Annotated in this window: 18 protein-coding genes; 8 read left to right on the plus strand and 10 right to left on the minus strand. The window is 56.7% G+C overall.

Annotated features, from left to right (window positions below):
• Positions 1 to 81: 81 nt before the first annotated feature.
• Positions 82 to 1,854: a TadE/TadG family type IV pilus assembly protein gene (locus tag ACR0BD_RS02060; protein WP_480828608.1), complete on the plus strand. Its 1,773-nt coding sequence runs from the start codon at positions 82 to 84 to the stop codon at positions 1,852 to 1,854.
• A gap of 168 nt (positions 1,855 to 2,022) precedes the next feature.
• Here ACR0BD_RS02060 and ACR0BD_RS02065 read toward each other — a convergent pair whose 3' ends face one another.
• Positions 2,023 to 2,649 (minus strand): TetR/AcrR family transcriptional regulator, encoded by a 627-nt coding sequence (locus ACR0BD_RS02065; RefSeq protein ID WP_480828609.1) that lies wholly within the window; start codon positions 2,647 to 2,649, stop codon positions 2,023 to 2,025.
• 119 nt (positions 2,650 to 2,768) lie between these two features.
• On the opposite strand from ACR0BD_RS02065, the gene ACR0BD_RS02070 reads away from it, so the two are divergent.
• From ACR0BD_RS02070 to ACR0BD_RS02090, 5 genes are read left to right on the plus strand one after another with little or no spacing between them, the layout of a single operon-like run.
• Entirely contained in the window at positions 2,769 to 3,821 is a 1,053-nt protein-coding gene (locus tag ACR0BD_RS02070; protein WP_480828610.1) for an extracellular solute-binding protein, read from the plus strand.
• Entirely contained in the window at positions 3,821 to 4,666 is an 846-nt protein-coding gene (locus tag ACR0BD_RS02075) for an ABC transporter permease (protein WP_480828611.1), read from the plus strand. The genes ACR0BD_RS02070 and ACR0BD_RS02075 overlap by 1 nt, the downstream gene beginning before the upstream one ends.
• Complete coding sequence (locus tag ACR0BD_RS02080) at positions 4,663 to 5,436, plus strand: ABC transporter permease (RefSeq protein WP_480695481.1); 774 nt, start codon at positions 4,663 to 4,665, stop codon at positions 5,434 to 5,436. The genes ACR0BD_RS02075 and ACR0BD_RS02080 overlap by 4 nt, the downstream gene beginning before the upstream one ends.
• Positions 5,433 to 6,479, plus strand: coding sequence for an ABC transporter ATP-binding protein (locus ACR0BD_RS02085; protein ID WP_480828612.1), 1,047 nt, complete (start codon positions 5,433 to 5,435; stop codon positions 6,477 to 6,479). The genes ACR0BD_RS02080 and ACR0BD_RS02085 overlap by 4 nt, the downstream gene beginning before the upstream one ends.
• A gap of 3 nt (positions 6,480 to 6,482) precedes the next feature.
• Positions 6,483 to 7,214 (plus strand): MBL fold metallo-hydrolase, encoded by a 732-nt coding sequence (locus ACR0BD_RS02090; protein ID WP_480828613.1) that lies wholly within the window; start codon positions 6,483 to 6,485, stop codon positions 7,212 to 7,214.
• On the opposite strand, the gene ACR0BD_RS02095 is transcribed toward ACR0BD_RS02090, so the two are convergent.
• The 6 genes from ACR0BD_RS02095 to ACR0BD_RS02120 all read right to left on the minus strand — a co-directional run bounded on the left by ACR0BD_RS02095 (position 7,196) and on the right by ACR0BD_RS02120 (position 13,699).
• Complete coding sequence (locus ACR0BD_RS02095; RefSeq protein ID WP_480828615.1) at positions 7,196 to 7,999, minus strand: alpha/beta hydrolase; 804 nt, start codon at positions 7,997 to 7,999, stop codon at positions 7,196 to 7,198. The two genes, ACR0BD_RS02090 and ACR0BD_RS02095, sit on opposite strands and share 19 nt — an antisense overlap.
• Before the next feature lie 59 nt (positions 8,000 to 8,058).
• Positions 8,059 to 9,672, minus strand: coding sequence for an N-acyl-D-amino-acid deacylase family protein (locus ACR0BD_RS02100; RefSeq protein ID WP_480828616.1), 1,614 nt, complete (start codon positions 9,670 to 9,672; stop codon positions 8,059 to 8,061).
• A gap of 9 nt (positions 9,673 to 9,681) precedes the next feature.
• The gene (locus tag ACR0BD_RS02105; protein ID WP_480828617.1) at positions 9,682 to 10,971 is read right to left on the minus strand and encodes a TRAP transporter large permease; all 1,290 of its coding nucleotides are present in this window, start codon (positions 10,969 to 10,971) and stop codon (positions 9,682 to 9,684) included.
• Positions 10,968 to 11,507, minus strand: a complete 540-nt coding sequence (locus tag ACR0BD_RS02110; RefSeq protein ID WP_480828618.1) for a TRAP transporter small permease — start codon at positions 11,505 to 11,507, stop codon at positions 10,968 to 10,970. Before ACR0BD_RS02110 ends, ACR0BD_RS02105 begins: the two co-directional genes overlap by 4 nt.
• 57 nt (positions 11,508 to 11,564) lie before the next feature.
• On the minus strand, positions 11,565 to 12,563 hold the full coding sequence (locus tag ACR0BD_RS02115) for a TRAP transporter substrate-binding protein (RefSeq protein ID WP_480828620.1): 999 nt from the start codon (positions 12,561 to 12,563) through the stop codon (positions 11,565 to 11,567).
• Between the two features lie 197 nt (positions 12,564 to 12,760).
• Positions 12,761 to 13,699 carry a LysR substrate-binding domain-containing protein gene (locus tag ACR0BD_RS02120; RefSeq protein ID WP_480828621.1) on the minus strand — a complete coding sequence of 313 codons (939 nt, stop codon included), beginning with the start codon at positions 13,697 to 13,699 and terminating at the stop codon, positions 12,761 to 12,763.
• A gap of 98 nt (positions 13,700 to 13,797) precedes the next feature.
• Here ACR0BD_RS02120 and ACR0BD_RS02125 point away from each other — a divergent pair, with 98 nt between their 5' ends.
• Both ACR0BD_RS02125 and ACR0BD_RS02130 read left to right on the plus strand, forming a co-directional pair.
• Positions 13,798 to 15,426 carry an amidohydrolase gene (locus ACR0BD_RS02125; RefSeq protein ID WP_480828623.1) on the plus strand — a complete coding sequence of 543 codons (1,629 nt, stop codon included), beginning with the start codon at positions 13,798 to 13,800 and terminating at the stop codon, positions 15,424 to 15,426.
• On the plus strand, positions 15,423 to 16,307 hold the full coding sequence (locus ACR0BD_RS02130) for a CobW family GTP-binding protein (protein WP_480828624.1): 885 nt from the start codon (positions 15,423 to 15,425) through the stop codon (positions 16,305 to 16,307). Before ACR0BD_RS02125 ends, ACR0BD_RS02130 begins: the two co-directional genes overlap by 4 nt.
• Before the next feature lie 11 nt (positions 16,308 to 16,318).
• Here the strand turns inward: ACR0BD_RS02130 and ACR0BD_RS02135 are convergent, their stop codons facing one another.
• The 3 genes from ACR0BD_RS02135 to ACR0BD_RS02145 all read right to left on the minus strand — a co-directional run bounded on the left by ACR0BD_RS02135 (position 16,319) and on the right by ACR0BD_RS02145 (position 17,968).
• Positions 16,319 to 16,918: a hypothetical protein gene (locus ACR0BD_RS02135; protein WP_480828626.1), complete on the minus strand. Its 600-nt coding sequence runs from the start codon at positions 16,916 to 16,918 to the stop codon at positions 16,319 to 16,321.
• Positions 16,915 to 17,394 (minus strand): hypothetical protein, encoded by a 480-nt coding sequence (locus ACR0BD_RS02140; protein ID WP_480828628.1) that lies wholly within the window; start codon positions 17,392 to 17,394, stop codon positions 16,915 to 16,917. Before ACR0BD_RS02140 ends, ACR0BD_RS02135 begins: the two co-directional genes overlap by 4 nt.
• A 190-nt stretch (positions 17,395 to 17,584) precedes the next feature.
• Positions 17,585 to 17,968 (minus strand): carboxymuconolactone decarboxylase family protein, encoded by a 384-nt coding sequence (locus tag ACR0BD_RS02145; RefSeq protein ID WP_480828631.1) that lies wholly within the window; start codon positions 17,966 to 17,968, stop codon positions 17,585 to 17,587.
• Between the last annotated feature and the right edge of the window lie 15 nt (positions 17,969 to 17,983).

A 17,983-nucleotide genomic window follows, 5' to 3' on the forward strand; every position in this document is an offset into this window, starting at 1 on the left:
CTAAACTCCCGATTTATGGCGAATTAGAAACAATTTCTCCTGAGATAAAGGCAAATAATTATTGCCGTATTGGAGATTCAAATGCCTAAGTTCTGGCCCAATGGACGACCCAAGCGCAGTCTGAATTGGAAGCAATCCAAGCAACAAGAAACCTTCGCTTCCGATGAAGATGGTGCTTTTACAATATTCGCCGTTTTCGTATTTTTGGTGTTGTTGGCTGCGACGGGTATCGCGGTCGACGTCGTCAACTATGAACGGGATCGCGTTAAACTGCAGTGGGTTCTGGATAATGCCGTTCTCGCGGCTGCAAATCTGGATCAGGAACTGCCCCCGACCGACGTTGTGAACGCGCATTTGGCAGCTCATGGATTGTCGCATTACGAAAACTCTGTGGCAGTCCAAGAGGCAACCCGTGATCGGACGGTCAGCGCAACTATCAGCACTGATTTTAACACAAATTTCATGCGCTTGAGCGGGGTCAAAACCTTGTCTCTCGACGTTAACTCGGCTGCGAATGAGGCGGAACCATGTACCGAGATTTCCATGGTTTTGGATATCTCGGGCAGTATGGGAGACAACGCGCGCCTGACGCAAATGCAGACTGCTGCCAAAGAGTTTGTGACGAAAACGCTGGAGCATAACGACGACCCGGACAACGCATGCGCGACGTCGGTCAGCATTATCCCATTTGCGGGTCAAACCAACCCAGGTTCGGTGATGTTCGAATATCTGGGCGGCGAGCGGTTCGGCACGACCACCGAGGAAGATTACTTCCCGGAATGGCAACAGGATATCTCGAACGTCGTGTTCTGGTTCGATACAGACGGCAATGCTGACCCCGATTTTTCCGTCAAGATCGACAGTTTCCCGGACAATGAGACCGATCTGTTCAACAAGGATGACGTCGACACCTACTACCACTATGTGCGCGACTTTATCATCGACAACTCGTCCCAGCTGCCTGAAAGCGCGGAATTGGTTGGAGCTTCTATCAAAGGTGGACGGCAGAAGACGACGTATTTCAGCATTGACCGGACAACGACGGAATATGATGAAGCTGATGGCCCGACCAAGTTCAATAACGTGGACATCGAGCTGCAGTATTCTGATTTCCACAATTACGTGGGCAACATTCCGAACAATACTTCGTCTTGCCTTGAGATGACGTATTCGGATTTCCTGGACACAAGCCTACCTTCAGGCTCGATCGAACAGACGCCCTATTTCGTGAACTGGGAATATGATGCGACCACCCAGAACTGGGGCTGGTGCCCGGAAGACGAAATGAGCATCCAATACGCTCAGGACGATGAAGCTGAACTGCACGCCTTCATCGACGGTCTGCGCCTGTTCGACGGCACCGGTACCAACTACAGCCTGAAATACGCTGTGGCCCTGCTGGACCCGTCGAGCCAGGATGCGTTTGCCTATCTCAGCCAAGCCGGGGAAGTTCCGGCCGAGTTCGCAAACCGCCCGCTGAGCTGGGAGCATGAAAACAGCTCGAAGATCATTGTCATCATGACCGATGGACAGACCAGCCCGCAGGTGCGCCCCACCGACGAGATGGAAGAGGAAAACGGCCTGACGGAGCTGGTGGCTCGCCCCAGCGAAGACACGACCATTGCCTCGTCGCAGTTGACCAACCTGCAACTGTTCAACCAGCAGTGTGAATTGGCCAAGGCAAAGGGCGCGGTCGTCTACACCGTCGCGTTCGAAACCACGGATGAGGCTGCTTCCGAGATCAGAACCTGCGCATCTTCGTGGTCACACTACTACGAAGTGACTGGCGAAGAGATCATCGACTCGTTCGTGTCGATTGCAGGCTCGATCCAGAAGCTTCGCTTGATCAAGTAAACAGGTCCAATACAGGCTTGAGAACCAAAGGGGCGCGGTTTGCCGCGCCCCTTTTGCATTGGTCTGGGTGTCTCAGTTAGATGCAGAGCCCGATTGGGGCAGGCGCGTCATTATCGCTGATCCGCCAATACGCGGCCTGTCGTTGCCCCAGAGGATGGTTGAACTGGGTCACTGCGTCGCCTCTTTTTCGATAAGCCGTGCAAGAGGTCGGATCTGCGCCGCAATATGTTGGCGCAGAGTCTCAAGGGTCATGCTGTCCTGTTTTACAAAATCGACGAACATTTGGTTCAGGCAACTGAAGATCATCCGGCCCAGATCATTCGCAACGAGATCGGTTCTGATTTGTCCCCGGTGCTGCAGGACAGTGATCAGATCCGTGACCTGTGCGGCCAGCCGTTCATCCTGTTCTGCGTATTTCCGACCGCTTGGCGTGTTTGGATCTTCGATGGAATGCGCCATCGCCGTACGCCACATTTCCTTGGAAAGATACTCGAGCGAGTGATCATAATACTCGTAGATCAATGCAAGAATGGCCTCGTCCAGCCGGCCCGGGGGATCGGCCAGAATGCGCTCGCCTGCGGCGATGACCTCTTCGACCTCCATCGCGACGGTCGCGATCAGAATGTCGCCTTTGGTCTGGTAGTAATTGTATACCGTCCCGACAGAGACCTCGGCCGTTTCGGCAAGGTCCTCGATTCGCACCGAGCGATAGCCCTGCGACCGGAATTTGGCAGATGCTGCCTCGAGAATCCTGCGTTCTCGTGCTGCTTTTTGCCTCTCTCTTAATCCTGCCATGGGCTCATCCGTGTGAAATGTAAATTTAGAGTTGACTATAAAGATGAGGGTGTTCAAGTTTTTTCTTACAGACCCAATTAAAAAAACGGGCGACCCGAAATCAACAGGAGATGAAGCAAATGCGAACCGGATGGAAAATCCTTGGTGTGTCGGCACTGGCCCTGACCGCGGGCAACGCCTGGGCCGAAGGTGAATTGAATGCGTTGGTGTGGTGTGACCACACGGACCCCGAACTGATTGCGCCGTTCGAAGAAAAACATGGTGTAAAGGTCAATCTGCGCGAATACGAGGGAACAGGGGCCGCGTTGGCCTTGCTGGAACAGTCCCGCCCGGGGGATTGGGACGTTCTTGTTGTGGACGGGATCGACGTGTTTCGTGCGGTAGAGGCTGGTGTATTGGCCCCGTTGCCTGATGGCGCGGTGTCGACAGCCGATTACTTCCCCGAAGTGGTCATGGCCGAAAACAACACAATTGATGGCGTGACATACGCCGTGACCGAAAAGTTTGGCTATAACACGATCTCGTACAACTCAGCCAAGGTCGATCCGGCGGATATGGAGGCGTTGTCCAGCGTCTGGTCCGAGAAATACGACGGTAGAATCTCGATCTATGACTACTACTTGCCGGTCATGGGGCTTGCTGCGATCGCAGAAGGGATCGCCACGGATGCGATTGGTGCAGGCGATCTGGCAAAGATCGGCGATGTCCTGTCCACGATGCGTGGGCGGGCAGCTTCGGTTGCGGGCGTTGTCGCCGCGCAAACAGCACTGGCCACGGGCGAGGTCGATATCGTTGTGGGCGGTGGCGAGTGGCTGACGGCCGTCTTGGCCTCGGAACAGCCCGAGCTGACATGGACCATTCCCAAGGAAGGTGCGGTGCGCTGGGCGCAGTCAATCGGCGTGGTCGAAGGTGCGCAAAACCCTGACATGGCGGTTGAGTTCATCAAGTACATCACTAGCCCGGAAGGTCAGGCCCGTCTGGCAACGTCATCTTGTTTCTGGGGGATGCCCGCCAACGCCAAGGCTGGTGACGTTCTGACGGATGAACAAAAGTCCATCCTGCGTTGGGATCAGCAGCCGGATTACCTAGCTTTGACGCAGCTTTATCCGGCACCTGATGCGGATTTGGACATCGAGATGCAGGACCTCTGGCTCGAGACTCTGCAGCAGTGATGCAGAAGGACCAGTTGCGGGGCTGGGGCTTTGTGACCCCGGCCCTTCTTTGGACTGTCGTATTCTTTGTCGTCCCTTTCGTTGTGATGGGGGCGATGAGTTTTGCGTCACTCGAAGGGCGCAAGCTGGTCTGGGATTTGTCACTGGCGAATTACGCGGAACTGTTTGAGAAAGCGTACCTGTCGCGCGCGATTGTGGTGTCGTTGGAGATTACCCTGACGGTCACGGTTGTTTCGGTTCTGCTGGCCTATCCACTGGCTTGGATAATCGCCTTCAAAGTGCCCCCGCGCTGGCAACGCCTTGCGTTGTTGCTGGCGATTTTACCGTTCTGGACGTCCTACGTTGTGCGCTCTTACGCTTGGCTTTTGGTTCTGGCACGCGAGGGTGTTGTGAACGAAGCCCTGATGGGGCTGGGGCTGATTGGCGAGCCGATTACACTGGCCAACACGCGCTTTGCTACAGTGACCGGTTTTGTCCATTTCTTTGTCATGCTGTTGACGCTGACCATCTATGCAAACCTGATCCAGCTGTCGCCGAATTACCGTAGGGCTGCCATGGATCTGGGCGCGAATGCCTTTCAAACCTTTCGGCATGTTATCCTGCCACTGACGCTGCCCGGTATCGTGACAGGGGCCTTTCTGACGTTTGTCTTGTGCATCGGGGATTACGTGACACCCCAGATTTTGGGCGGGAACACCGAACTTACCGTGCCGCAAGTCATCATGGTGCAGCTTGGCCGCCGAGCCGATTTCCCGCTGGCCTCGGCACTGGCCATCGTATTGATGAGCATCGTTGCATTGGCATATCTGGCTTCTGCGCGCTGGCTGAGGATTGACCGGTTATGATGCGCGCGCTGCCTTGGATCTACCTCGTTGTTGCGTTTGTCTTCATTTACCTGCCGGTGGGTGTTCTGGTGCTGTTTTCGCTGCAGGACGGAACTTTGCCGGTGCCGCCATTCAATGGCCCATCGCTGCGCTGGTACCAAACCATTCTGGGTGATTCCGACCTGATGGGCGCGTTGCGCAATTCATTGGTGGTGGCGTTTGGCGCATCCGCTGTTGCTGTAACGCTTGGGTTTCTCGCCGCCTATGGGTTGGCGCGCCATGTCCTGCCGGGCTCGGCCCTGATCCGAGGGTTGCTGATCACACCATTGACCGTCAGCTACCTGATCGTCGGGCTGGGATTGTTGATCGTACTGACACGCACCGGCATGGGTGTATCCCTGTGGACCGCGGCAATCGGCCATGTGGTGATCAACCTGCCACTGGCTTTTGCGATCATATATGCCTCGATGGGGGCGCAGCAGCAAAACGCCGAACGGGCCGCGCGCGATCTGGGTGCATCAGAACCCAAGGTGATCCTGCTTGTCACTGTGCCGATGCTGTTGCCGTCCATTGCGGCGGCGTACTTTCTGTCTGTCACGCTCAGCTGGGATGAGTTCATCATCGCCTTTCTCCTGACGCGCTTTGATGTGACACTACCGGTTGAGATCTGGTCTTTGTTGCGGTCGGGGTTGTCACCGCAGCTGAACGCGATCGGTAGTTTTGTCTTTGTCATCTCGGTCGCAGTTGTGCTGCTGTTGGAATTCACGATCTTTCGGAAGGGCCGCTCATGACTGCGTCCGTCACCTTTTCCGGTCTCAATCACTGGTTCGGTCAGTTTCAGGCCCTGCGCGATATAGACCTGCAAATCGAAGCGGGCGAATACGTCACCCTGTTGGGGCCGTCGGGCTGTGGAAAGACCACCTTGCTATCCATCTTGGGCGGCTTTCTGGAACCAACCGAGGGGCAGGTTCTGATCGGCGGCAAGGACATGACCCATGTTGCACCGGTGAAACGGCCCACCACTACCGTGTTTCAGGATTACGCTTTGTTTCCGCATATGTCTTTGCGCGACAACGTGGGCTTTGGCTTGCGGATGTCCGGTGTGAACCGCAAAGACCGCAACATCCGCGCCGACGAAATGCTGGATCTGGTCGGGCTGAAACAGGATGCCGCAAAACGGCCACACGCATTGTCTGGTGGCCAACGCCAGCGGGTCGCGCTGGCGCGCGCCTTGGCGGTCAATCCGGATGTGCTGTTGCTGGACGAACCCCTTGGGGCACTTGACCTCAAACTGCGCCGTTCAATGCAGGATGAATTGAAGGGTATCCAGAAACAAATCGGTACCACATTCGTGCATGTCACACATGATCAGGAAGAGGCCATGGCCATCGCGGACCGAATCGTGGTGATGAGCAAAGGCCGGATCGAAGATCACGGTACGCCGGATCGTGTCTACCGCCACCCGGCAACTTTGTTCACCGCAGATTTCATGGGCGAAAACAACCACATCCCCGGCAAGCAAACCGGGGTAGGGGTTGAAACCGCCTTTGGTCTTTTGCCCTCTGCGTCAGATATTCCGCAGGGCGCTGCAGCGATCTGTTTGCGGCCCGAGGATATCCGCCCGGACGATCAGGGCGCAGTTCAACTGGGCGGTGCCAGCCTGACATCCGTGGCGTTTTTCGGAACCTATTGCCGGGCGCATCTGTCGCCGGAACGCGCGCCCGACCTGACCCTGACTGCCTATTTGGCGCCGGACAGGGCGTGGTCTTCGGGGGACGTGATACAGCTGTCAGCTGACGGCGACAGTTTTCGTGTTTTTTCAGGAAAGGCATGACTGATGGAGCGTGCAAGACCGCAGGATTGGTATCGCACCACCCGTAAAGGCGATGATGTGACCTTGATTGATGAGCCATTCATCACGCCGTTCTACCGCTGCAATATGTGGCATGTTCGGGGGCGTGATCGGGATATGCTGATCGACAGCGGAATGGGTGTTGTGTCGCTGCGCGAATGGGTTCCCTTGGTAACAGAACGGGCACTGACAGCGGTCGCGAGTCACACGCATTTCGACCATATCGGCTGCCATCATGAGTTCGAAGATCGTGCCGTACACTGGGCCGAGGCGGACATTCTGGCGACACCTTCCAGGGCTGCAACACTGGCGGACCCGTATGTCACGGACGAGATTTTTGACCGCCTTCCACCGTTGCCGTACCGTTCAGACAGCTACTCGGTCAAAGGGGCGCGGGCGACGCGTCTGCTGGACGATGGGGATGTGGTCGATCTGGGGGATCGCCACTTTGAGGTCATCCACACTCCGGGTCATTCGCCCGGCGGTATCGCCTTATGGGAAGCCGCGACGAGCACGTTGTTTTCAGGTGATATCGTCTATGACGGAGAGCTTATCGAAGACACCTACCATAGCGATGCGGCCGATTATTATCGATCTATGGTTCGCCTGTATGGTCTGCCTGTGCGCGTTGTGCATGGCGGCCATTTCCCCAGCTACGAAGGCGAACGTCACCGCGCGATTATCCGCGCTTGGCTTGATCAGAAGGAATCTGCCTGACCTGCATCGAGGCTTCGGTTACGGACCCAATCCAGAACCGACTTTGCGGTGTCTGCCCATTGCGTGTCGAACTGAATATAATGGCAGGCCCCTTCAACCGCGATAAACTCAGCCGTTTTGTAACGCTTTGACATAGATCGCGCGGTACTGGTCGCGACAGCTTTGTCCTGGGTTCCCGACACGAACAACAGCGGGCACGTTATGGTTTCGGGGTCAATCAACGTCGTCTGATGTATGTCGTACATCCAGAACACAAACTCGAACAGCACACGCCCGGATTCCGTGCCCAATCGCTCGTGAATTTCGTGCTGCAAGGCGGGCGGCAGCGTGTTCAGCCCGTAGGTTGCCAAAAGGTCAAAGTCCTGACCCAAAGCCTGTTCCCAGAATGCCCCGGCTGAAATGAAAAGCTGACCCAGTTCCCGCTCACCGTCAGTTGTCGGCAAGACGCCGTTAACGATGCTGCTGTTCAGCATGACAGCGGCACGGATCAATCCTTGGGATGCCAAGAGCTGTGCGACTACGCCTCCCAAAGAATGCCCTATGACGATAGGGGGCTCTCCGATTTCAGTGATCTTATTTCGTGCATCTTCCACATAGTCGGCAATGCTGAGCCCAACCAGTTTGGCGTCGCGTTCTGGTCCGGGGGGTAGGTCGTGATGGCGATAGGTCAGGCTGTGGCAGGCGTAGCCTTCGGCTTCAAAGACCAATCGGACATTGTCCATGGTCCAGGCGGCGGCGTTTGTACCTGTCAGCAAAAGGACGGGCGGGTGTGAGGGTTCTGCCATGCGATAGTGTTCCTTCTCGGGAACAGGAAACCGCGTTTGTGAAACACGCGCAATAGCTCTTAGCCAGCGGCGGCAAATTCGCGTATCACCTGGCCCGCGTTTTGGTCCGTGCGCTGTCCGTTTTGCATTGCCAGTTTCCCGTTCACCAGCACATGTGCGATGCCCGACGCATATCTACGGGGGTTTTGTGCTGTCGCGTTGCTGGCGATATTCACCCGGTCAAATACGCAGATATCCGCCCTTTGACCTGCGGCCAGACGTCCGCGGTTTTGCAACCCAAGGCGATCTGCCGGGATCGAGGTCAGCTTGGCGATACCCTGTTCCAGCGTCAGCGTGCCACGATCCCGCACGTAGTACTGCAGGAACCGCGCCGCCCAGCCATAGCCCGAAAGCGAGCCGATATGATCCTTCAGAATGCCCTCGTTGGCGATGGCTACGGTATCCGAGATCACCGCGCATTCCGGTTGGCCCAGACATAGTTCCACGTCCGAGTTTCGGAAGGATTTGGAGGACCACATGCAGGCCATCAGGTTCTCACCTTCCTCCAGCAGGATATCCAGTACCGCGTCATAGGGATGGCAATTGCGCATCCGCCCGATTTCGGCAAAGTCGGCACCGACGATGTCCTTGTTGACGGTGGCGTTCAACAGGATGATGTCCGACCATTTCTCGGCCTTGACGATCAGCCACATGGGCTGCGGGTTGGCTTTGATCTTTTCACGGCATTCAGGATCGGCCAGCCGTTTCAGCACATCGTCGACTGACCCCGCCTGCGCCCATTTCGGCAGGATCGCCGCCATGAGGGTATGGTTCCAGTCATGCGGGATCACGTCACAGGCGATGTCCACGTCGTGACGCCGCGCCAGGTCGATCATCTCAAGCGTATGATCCATCGCATAATCCGGCGCGCCGAATTTGGGCTGGATATGACTGATCTGCAGCTTTGCACCCGATTGCCGCGCGGTGGCGATGGCCTCGGCAAAGCCCAGATCGTAATGCGTATCCCGGTTGCGCACATGGGTGGCGTAGAGGCGTTTGTATTTGGCCGCGACCTCGCACATGGGCACCAGATGTTCGGGCGCGGCGAGGCTGCCGGGGAAGTATTCCAGACCCGAGGAAAAGCCACCTGCGCCTTCGTCCATGCACTGATCGACCAGTCGGGCCATTTCGGCAACGTCCTCGGCCTCACCCGGGTGCAACTGATCGCCCAGAACCGCGCGATGCACGGTGCCGTGGCCGACAAAGGCCATGACGTTCACGCCGAGTTCGGTGCGATCCAGCACATCCAAATAGTCGCCGAAGCCCAGCCATGTGTCATGCCTGGCCTGATCGGTGTACCAAGGCGCGACGCGGCTGATGTCACCGGGGCTGTTAACGGGCGCGCAGCTGATGCCGCACTGGCCGATCACTTCGGTCGTGACGCCCTGATGCACCTGACTTTCCGCGCGCCCATCCGCGATCAGGGTGAAATCGGAATGGGTGTGCATGTCTATGAAACCCGGTGCGACCACCAGACCTGAGACGTCGATCTCTTGCGCGGCCTTCTGCGCGGCCAACTCACCTGCGGGCAGGACGGCGCTGATGGTCTCGCCCGTGACCGCCACGTCGCCCACATAGCCATCCTGTCCTGTACCATTGACGATGGTGCCGCCTTTCAGAACAAGATCGAACATGGGGGCCTCCTATTTCGCTTCTCCGTACAGCCAGTCGGGCAGGAACGTGGTGAGGTCGGGGAAGAATATCAGGATCACCATGCCGATGATATAGGCGAGTATGAAGGGCAGGACTGCGACGGATATGCGTTCGATGGATATCCCGGATATCCGCGCCGCTACCGTCAGGTTTGCGCCAAGGGGCGGTGTCAGGAACCCGATCTCGCAGGTGATGACGGTGAAGATGCCGAACATCACCGGATCGACACCCAGAGAGCTGACCAGCGGCAGGAACACGGCGGTGAACAGGACGATCTGGGCCAGCGACTCCATGAAGGTGCCGATGAAGATGTAGAAAACGCCGATCAGCAGCAGGACGAGGAACTTGTTCTCGGTGATCGAGGTGATGCCGTCCTGCACCGCAGTCGGCACGTCATAGAACGCGGTCAGTTGCCCGAAGGCTAGCGTGGGCGTCAGCAGGATCAGGATGCCGGTCAGCAGGGAGGTAAAGCGCAGAGCCTCAATCAGCTTTTCGATCGTCAGTTCGCGGTAGATAAAGAAGCCGACGAACAGTGAATAGAACACGGCCACACCTGCGGCCTCGGTCGGGGTGAAGGCCCCGCCATAGATGCCGCCAAGGATCAGAACCGGAGCGCCGATGGACCATTTACCGTCCCATGCCGCGCGTAGGAAGGGGTCCCATGAGAACCGCTCGCCGTCGCCTCCGCACCCGCGCCGACGGGCGACGATGTAAGTGGTGATCATCAGCAGGATCGTGACCATCAGCCCTGGGATCAACCCCGCCAGAAACAGGCGCGGGATCGAGGTTTCCGAGACCAGCCCGTAGATAATCAGCAGGTTCGAAGGCGGGATCAGGCTACCCAATGCGCCCGCGCTGGCGGTGATGGCGGCGGCAAAGGGCACGTCATAGCCTTCGCGTTTCATGGCCGGAACCGTGACCGACCCAATCGCCGCAGTGGTGGCAGGGCCCGAACCGGAAAGCGCGGCAAACAACATGCAGGCAAAGACCGTCACCAACCCCATCGAGCCGCGATAGGCCCCCACAAGGTTGGTCGCGATTGAGATCATCCGGGTGGCCATTCCGCCTACTTCCATCAACCGTCCAGCCAGCACGAAAAGCGGAATGGTCAGCAGGGGAAAGGGCGTTAGGCTGCCATAGCCGGTCTGCGCCATCAGCGTATAGGGGATGTCGATCAGATACAGCGCCAGTGCCGTGGTCAGGCCGACCGAGACAAACAGCGGCACGCCAATGACCGTCAGCAGGACAAAGGCGATGGCCAGAACCATCAGAGCACTCATATCTGATGCTCCTGATCCTTGGTGGTCGCTTCCCATTCCTCAGCCAGCATACCCGGCAGGCCGTTTCGCCCGTCACGCCACCAGTTGACGTAGGTTTGTGCCAGACGGATCAGCATCAGCGCGTAGCCGATCACCAGAATGGTTTGGGGGTAGAATTGGTTGATGCCAAGGCTGGGGCTAGTTTCGGGAAAGCGCCAGAAGACGGCGAGATAATCCCAACTGATCCGCAGCATGAACAGGCAGAAGAAAGCCCAGAAGATGTCGGCGATGAAAATGACGATCTTGCCGAAGCCGGTGGGTAGCGCTTGCACCGCGACCATGATGCGGATGTGGAACCGCTCGCGCACACAGAGCGACGCGCCCATATAGACCGCCCAGACCATGCACATGGCCGCGGTTTCTTCGGTCCAGTGCAAGGCGACCTGAAACACATAGCGCGCCACCACTTGCGCAAAGACCGCCACGGCGATCACCGCCAGACAGGTGCAGCAGATCAGCTCCTCGAAATGCCGTTCGAGCCACTTGAGTGCAACCATTTTGTCCCTCGTCCGCTTACGGGGCCGAAAAAGGGCACCTTGTGGCGCCCGGTTTGTTTATTGGGCGGCGGCCTGAATGGCGTTCACCAAAGCGATGAAATCATCACCGCGTTTTTCCGCGAACTCCTGCTGAACGCCCTGAGCGGCGGCAATAAAGTCGGTGCGGTCCGGGTCCGTACGGGCCATGCCGCCTTCTTCGACCAACCATGTGCGGACCTCTTCGGTCTCACTCGCGACCTGCGCTGCGAATTCTGCCCCGGCCTCTTCGGCAGCGGCAAGGATTTGGGCGCGCTGCTCATCGTTCAGCTTCTTCATGAAGTTGTCCGACGCGAACAGAGGTGCGAAGGCCACAAAGTGTTCGAGGATGACCAGATGCGGCTCGAACTCAAAGAATTTCATGTCGCGGATGAAGGAGGTGCCGTTGTCGCCACCATCCACGGTGCCGGTCTGCAGCGCCGTGGGGGTCTCGGACCACGCAAGCGGCACTGGGTTTGCGCCAAAGGCTTCGAACGTGGCGATCATCACCTCGTTCTTGGGGACGCGGATTTTCAACCCTTCCATATCGGCCATCGTGTTCACGGGACGCACGGAGTTGTAGAAATCGCGATACAGCGCAGGGCCAAAGGCCAATAGATGCACGCTGGTGTCGGCCTGCAATTGGTCTTTCATTTGCTGACCAACATCGCCATTCAGCACCCGGTCCAGATGTTCGGCGTTCTGGAAGATATAGGGCAGCACCGTGACATCCATCAGCGGCCAATGGGGCGAGACGTTGTTGGCGGTGATAAAGAACCCATCAACCGTACCAAGCTGCATGGCCTTGAACGCCTCATCCTCGCTGGAGATCTGGTTGCAGCAGCGCAGTTTGACCTCAATTGCACCGTCTGAGTGTTCAGCTACCTTTTCCTGAAAGATTTTGCCAAAACGACCGTAGAGAGACTCTTCGGGTGCGCCAAAGCCGACATTCATTGTGATGTCGGCGGCCAGAGCGGATGTGGCAGAGAGTGCGAATGCCAGTACCGGCATCGTCACCGTTTTCAAATTCATCAATTTCATGAAGTCCTCCTGGTTGGTCGCGTTCTGTTATGTGGTTTTTGTCTTTCGCCCCGGTTTTGTACCGTCTCTTTCAAGGGTTAAGTCGTTCCAACGATACTCCGCAAACTTGGGCAGGCAGTCTTTGAGAAAGCTACCCAATCCCAATAAATGCAGAAAACAATTGTTTTGGCGGGGTATTCATACATTTTTTGACGCTTTTAGCGGTGGTCGGACGCCGGGGTCGACAGCAGGTGGTCAAATCCCCCCTGATCGGCGATTTCGCGGCAGGTCTCCAGAACGGTGCGCACCAATGCAGATCGTTTGCCAGCCCCAGTATAGGCGACACCGTAATGGGGGGCATCCTGGTTGCCTGAAATCGGCCGGGCGACATATCCATTTTGACCTTTTCGGTCCAACGGCCCGCAGATGTTAAGGATGGCATATCCCAGATCAGCCCCGACCATCCCGCGCAATACCGAAGAGCTTTTGGTGGTATGCGCGACCTTTGTCCGAAGGCCTTCGGCTGTGAACAGGGCTTCGAAGTAATCCGGGGCGCCGGGTAGGTCGAGAAGGATCATCGGCAGGTCAGCCAGATCCGACAACGCAACCTGCGGTTTTTTCGCAAGCGGAGAAACGTCAGGTATCAGCGCAATTGGGGCGGCTTTGAACATTGGCAGAAACGGTTGCGCCTTGGGTGCTGCGCGACGGTAGGTCAATGCAAGATCAACAACACCGCCATTGAGCAGTTCTGCGATGCTCAGCATGTCGCCCTCTTTAATTTCGACCCTGATCTGAGGAAAGTCCTGCGAGATACGCTTCAGGATCGGCGGCAGAACATACGGCGCAGTCGGAGCATAGCATCCCAACCGCAAAGTTCCTGCCGGATCACCGGTGAGTGTCAGCAGGTCGGATTCGAATATTCGGGCCTGTTCCAGAAACTCTCGAATGCGCGCGCCGATTTCGATCCCTTTGTCCGTTGCGATTATGCCCTTGGCGGGCATGCGCCGCAAAAGCTCGGCTTGTGTGGTGCTTTCGATCATGTCGATGGCCGCGGTGATCGAGGATTGAGAGATGTTCATTTCAACCGACGCTCGGGCAATTGATCCGGTGCGTAATGCGGCGTCGAAATATTGCAGTTGCTTAAGGGTGAAACGCACAGAACATCCCATATTTTTTGTGTGATACTCCGATACTAATTCTATTTTTCCAAACGACAAAGCTTGGATAGCTGTTTGGAAACGGTAGTAGGATGGGCATGGGTAAAACGCTTTTATTTCACGCTAAATCGGTGCTGACGATGGATCGTAACATCCCACGGGCGACCCATGTGGCGGTCCGGGATGGGCGGATTCTGGCGGTCGGCGGCCCGGACTGTGCCAGCGCGTGGGGAGGAGTAGATCAGCAGATCGACCTGTCCGACTGCGTCCTGATGCCGGGTTTTGTCGAAGGCCACGCCCATATGATGGCGGGCGCCATGTGGGATTACGTCTATTGCGGGTATCACGACCGGCTAGACCCGCAAGGCCGGCTGCACAAAGGCATGACCGAGATCAACCATGTCATTCAGCGGTTGAAAGAGAACGAAGCCGATCTGGCACCCGGACAGCCACTTGTGGGATGGGGTTTTGACCCGATATTCCTGACGAGCGAACGTCTTAGCCGACGCCATCTGGATCAGGTCAGTTCCGAACGGCCAATCGCTATCCTGTTCTCAAATTTCCATCTGCTGTGCGCCAATAGCGCGGCACTGGACCTTGTCGGGTATGATCAGTCCACCAATGTCGAGGGTGTGATCAAAGGCGAAGACGGCCTGCCCACGGGTGAGTTGCAGGAAATGGCAGCGATGTTTCCGATCATGCGTCGAACGGGGATTGATTTTCGCGCGCTCACACAAACCGACGCGGCCCTGACATCCTACGGAGAGGTCTGCAAACGCGCGGGTGTGACAACGGTGACGGACCTGTTCGCGACGCTGACGGATGAAGATATCGGTCGGCTGGCGACTGCGACGGCGCGGGTTGATTTTCCTGTGCGATTGGTCCCTGCGCTGGGCGCAATGGGTTCGCCCCCGCACGAGATCGCATCAAGTGCATTGAAAATGCGTGCGGCATCCACCGACAAGCTGCGGTTGGGGGCCGTCAAGCTGATGACTGATGGATCAATTCAGGGTTGGACAGCGCGCGTCCGCGCGCCGGGATATGTTGGGGGTCAGCCCAACGGGTTGTGGAACACGCCACCGGAACAGATTTTTCAACTATGCAATGCAATGCAGGAACATGGCGTTCAGATGCATATCCACGTCAACGGGGATGAAGCGGCCGAAGTCTCGCTGAATGCGCTTGAAGATGCTGCGCGCAATCACCCTTGGCCGGGTGCGCGGCATGTTTTGCAGCATTGCCAAATGATGGATTCCGCTTTGTTTCGACGCGCTGCCGAATTGGGCGTCGCGTGTAACATCTTTGCCAATCACATCTGGTATTTCGGCGACCAGCATGCCGCACTGACAATCGGGCCCGAAAGAGTCAACGCAATGGACGCGGTGCGCGACAGTCTGGATGCCGGGGTGGTCACAGCGATCCATTCCGACGCGCCTGTCACGCCCATGGGCCCGCTATTCACGGCCTGGTGCGCCGTTAACCGCCAAACGATGAGCGGCCGAACACTCGGACCGCAGCAACGCATCACAGTGCAAGAGGCACTTTCAGCAATCACGCTGGGGGCGGCGCAGACTTTGAAAATGGACACAGAGGTTGGGTCGATTCAGGTTGGAAAACGTGCGGATTTTGCCTTGCTTGGTGCGGATCCTCTGACTGTATCAGCGACCGAGTTAAAGGATGTCCCGGTTTTGGGCACCGTGCTTGGGGGCGAGGTGCACCGCCTATGATCCAACTGCCCCTGACGGTGATCGGAGGTTACCTTGGCGCGGGAAAAACAACGCTGATCAACCATGTTCTGGCAGCGGATCACGGCCTACGCATATTGGTTTTGGTCAACGACTTTGGCGCGATCAACATTGATGCAAGCCTGCTGATTTCATCTGACGAAGATACGATCGAGCTGGCAAATGGATGTGTCTGCTGCACAATGGGTGCGGACTTATTCCTTGCGGTGGGCGACGTTCTGGACCGTACTCCACGACCCGATCACCTGATCATTGAGGCAAGCGGTATCGCGGACCCCGCCCGTATCGCCAACGTCGCCAGGGCCGAGCCCGATCTGCGCTATGCCGGTATCGTCACGGTCGTGGATGAGACGCAGTTCGAAAGGTTGAACGCGGACCCGATGATTGCACCGCAGATACACGGCCAGATCACATGCGCCGACATTCTGGCGCTTAGCAAAACTGATGGTGCTGACGGAATTGGCGAGATCTTATCCGCGATAAACCCAAATGCCCTACAGATCCGGGCAGAGGCGTTTGACATAACATCGGTTCTGTTAACCGAAATGGAGCCCGGAGAGATGGGCGAAGAGTTGCATCCCGCTTACACGAAATGGTCCTTTACCGGACGGCAATCCTTTGACCGGGGCCAGTTGGCTGCCGCTTTGGCAGAAAGGCCTGAGCACCTCTATAGGATAAAGGGGCAGATACGCGGCCCCTCCGGCAAAGGGTATCTGGTGCAGGTTGCGGGCAATTCGGTAGGAATCGAGGAAATCCCGCAGCCCGAGCAAGGGCAACTTGTTGGTATCGGGTTGGCTTCCCGTCTTTCTGCCACTGACTGCGAGGCCTGGTGGTCGGAATGTTGCGCGACTTGCGGCCTATGACCCTGCAAGTGTCACGGCTTGCGCCACTCTGAACACGTGAATTGAACGCTCCATACCTCGTCGAAGGGATCTGACCCCCAAGACTGCGCTACGGGCAAGGTCTTAACAACCGGTTTGCTCCCGCGCTCGTCGACATATTGGAAATTGTGGTTCAGCGCGATTTCGCCTTTGGGGCAGTAGGTCGCCCGTAAAACCGACTGCGCAACCGAAATAGCCTGAGCTTTGTTCTTTTCGGCGCGGAATGGCGTGTAAAACTGCGTGGTGTAGGTTTCTTTCAGGCGGGCGTGGAATTTCTTTGTGAACAGATTGGTACCGCCTTGTTTACACAGATTTTCCGTAACGGACACCGACACGGGAAGAGGTTCACCCGTTCCTGAGCGGGTGTACATCCCCTTGGCACCTCGCTTGGCCTTTATTTCAACACGCGAAACCCCGCCGGTGTGGCGAATAAGGATAGATCGCCGTTTCTTGGGATCGAGGCCGTAAAAATCGGCGTCACCAGATGCGTGCTTTTTGTAATTGAAAACAGGCATGCGGTTCATATTGGTGCAGGCAACTGCGGCTGTTTGAGCCAGCAGAAGAAAAACAATGGCGGAAAGAATGGTTTTCATGAACAACTCACTTTTTTGACTTGGTTCAAACGGTCAGGCAGGTCGCATTTCCCCCGAGCGTAGGGGATGTTTCCTGATTTCAAATTGAACACGTCCCCGGCCTGATAGGCGGTCACGCGGAATCCCAAGGTTTGGGCATATTCACAGTTCCACGACCCGCCGCGCTGTAGAGTTTGTGGGTTAAACGTGTCGGAGCCATAGCGGTAACACATCTCGTCAAGAAGCGTTTTCCAGTTTCCGACGACGGTCTTATTGTTTCCGGGGTACCAAAGGTATGCGTTGCCATTTGGGTCGAGATATTCGATCTGGTAGCCATGCCCGCTGTCAAAGCTGGCATAGGTTACTCCGGGTGCGGGAAACGGGGTTTGAATGTCCCGTTGGACACGTAGCTCGTCGAACATTTTGTCGCGCGCAGTCTCGCGGCTGCAGCCAGAAAAAACGCTAATAATCAGGCAAAAAGCAATAAATGATCTCATGACCTAACCGCTAGTGGCGAAGTTAGGCAGAACTATGTCTAAACACTGAATTTCAGTTGAGAAAATGAGATTTGGCTCACCCTTCGGGCAAAGCAAAAACGCGCGCCATTCTTAAATGACGCGAGATTGTTATTTCCGAACATTGGTTCGGCGAAGATGCGTTTCGCAAACAACCGACTTGCCGCCAGTTTCAGGTGTACCCCAACACCTTTCGCGCGACACGGAAGCATTCCAATGCCTGTGGGACGCCGCAGTAAATGCCGATCACGTGGATGATGGCGCGGATTTCCTCGGGTGTGACGCCATTGGTGATCGCGCCTTTGCAGTGAATTTCCCATTCGTGCATTTTACCCAATGCGCCGATCATCGACAGGTTCATCATTGAGCGGGTCTTGGCGTCGATCACGTCATCCCCCCAGCCAAAGCCCCAGCACCATGCCGTCATCGCCTCTTGGAACGGACGGGTGAAATCATCGGCAGCGGCAAGATTTTTCTCGACATATTCTGCGCCTAACGTGCTTTTGCGCTGCTCTAGCCCTTTCAGGAACAGGTCTTCGTCAAAAATGTCAGCCATTGTAGGTCTCCCGGT

The organism is Ruegeria sp. G5 (genome assembly GCF_056533365.1).

Excerpts from the sequence above, each read along its gene's own strand:
- ACR0BD_RS02060 (WP_480828608.1), top strand. The coding sequence starts at position 82 with ATGCCTAAGTTCTGGCCCAATGGACGACCCAAGCGCAGTCTGAATTGG.
- ACR0BD_RS02065 (WP_480828609.1), bottom strand. The coding sequence starts at position 2,649 with ATGGCAGGATTAAGAGAGAGGCAAAAAGCAGCACGAGAACGCAGGATT.
- ACR0BD_RS02070 (WP_480828610.1), top strand. The coding sequence starts at position 2,769 with ATGCGAACCGGATGGAAAATCCTTGGTGTGTCGGCACTGGCCCTGACC.
- ACR0BD_RS02075 (WP_480828611.1), top strand. The coding sequence starts at position 3,821 with ATGCAGAAGGACCAGTTGCGGGGCTGGGGCTTTGTGACCCCGGCCCTT.
- ACR0BD_RS02080 (WP_480695481.1), top strand. The coding sequence starts at position 4,663 with ATGATGCGCGCGCTGCCTTGGATCTACCTCGTTGTTGCGTTTGTCTTC.
- ACR0BD_RS02085 (WP_480828612.1), top strand. The coding sequence starts at position 5,433 with ATGACTGCGTCCGTCACCTTTTCCGGTCTCAATCACTGGTTCGGTCAG.
- ACR0BD_RS02090 (WP_480828613.1), top strand. The coding sequence starts at position 6,483 with ATGGAGCGTGCAAGACCGCAGGATTGGTATCGCACCACCCGTAAAGGC.
- ACR0BD_RS02095 (WP_480828615.1), bottom strand. The coding sequence starts at position 7,999 with ATGGCAGAACCCTCACACCCGCCCGTCCTTTTGCTGACAGGTACAAAC.
- ACR0BD_RS02100 (WP_480828616.1), bottom strand. The coding sequence starts at position 9,672 with ATGTTCGATCTTGTTCTGAAAGGCGGCACCATCGTCAATGGTACAGGA.
- ACR0BD_RS02105 (WP_480828617.1), bottom strand. The coding sequence starts at position 10,971 with ATGAGTGCTCTGATGGTTCTGGCCATCGCCTTTGTCCTGCTGACGGTC.
- ACR0BD_RS02110 (WP_480828618.1), bottom strand. The coding sequence starts at position 11,507 with ATGGTTGCACTCAAGTGGCTCGAACGGCATTTCGAGGAGCTGATCTGC.
- ACR0BD_RS02115 (WP_480828620.1), bottom strand. The coding sequence starts at position 12,563 with ATGAAATTGATGAATTTGAAAACGGTGACGATGCCGGTACTGGCATTC.
- ACR0BD_RS02125 (WP_480828623.1), top strand. The coding sequence starts at position 13,798 with ATGGGTAAAACGCTTTTATTTCACGCTAAATCGGTGCTGACGATGGAT.
- ACR0BD_RS02130 (WP_480828624.1), top strand. The coding sequence starts at position 15,423 with ATGATCCAACTGCCCCTGACGGTGATCGGAGGTTACCTTGGCGCGGGA.
- ACR0BD_RS02135 (WP_480828626.1), bottom strand. The coding sequence starts at position 16,918 with ATGAAAACCATTCTTTCCGCCATTGTTTTTCTTCTGCTGGCTCAAACA.
- ACR0BD_RS02140 (WP_480828628.1), bottom strand. The coding sequence starts at position 17,394 with ATGAGATCATTTATTGCTTTTTGCCTGATTATTAGCGTTTTTTCTGGC.
- ACR0BD_RS02145 (WP_480828631.1), bottom strand. The coding sequence starts at position 17,968 with ATGGCTGACATTTTTGACGAAGACCTGTTCCTGAAAGGGCTAGAGCAG.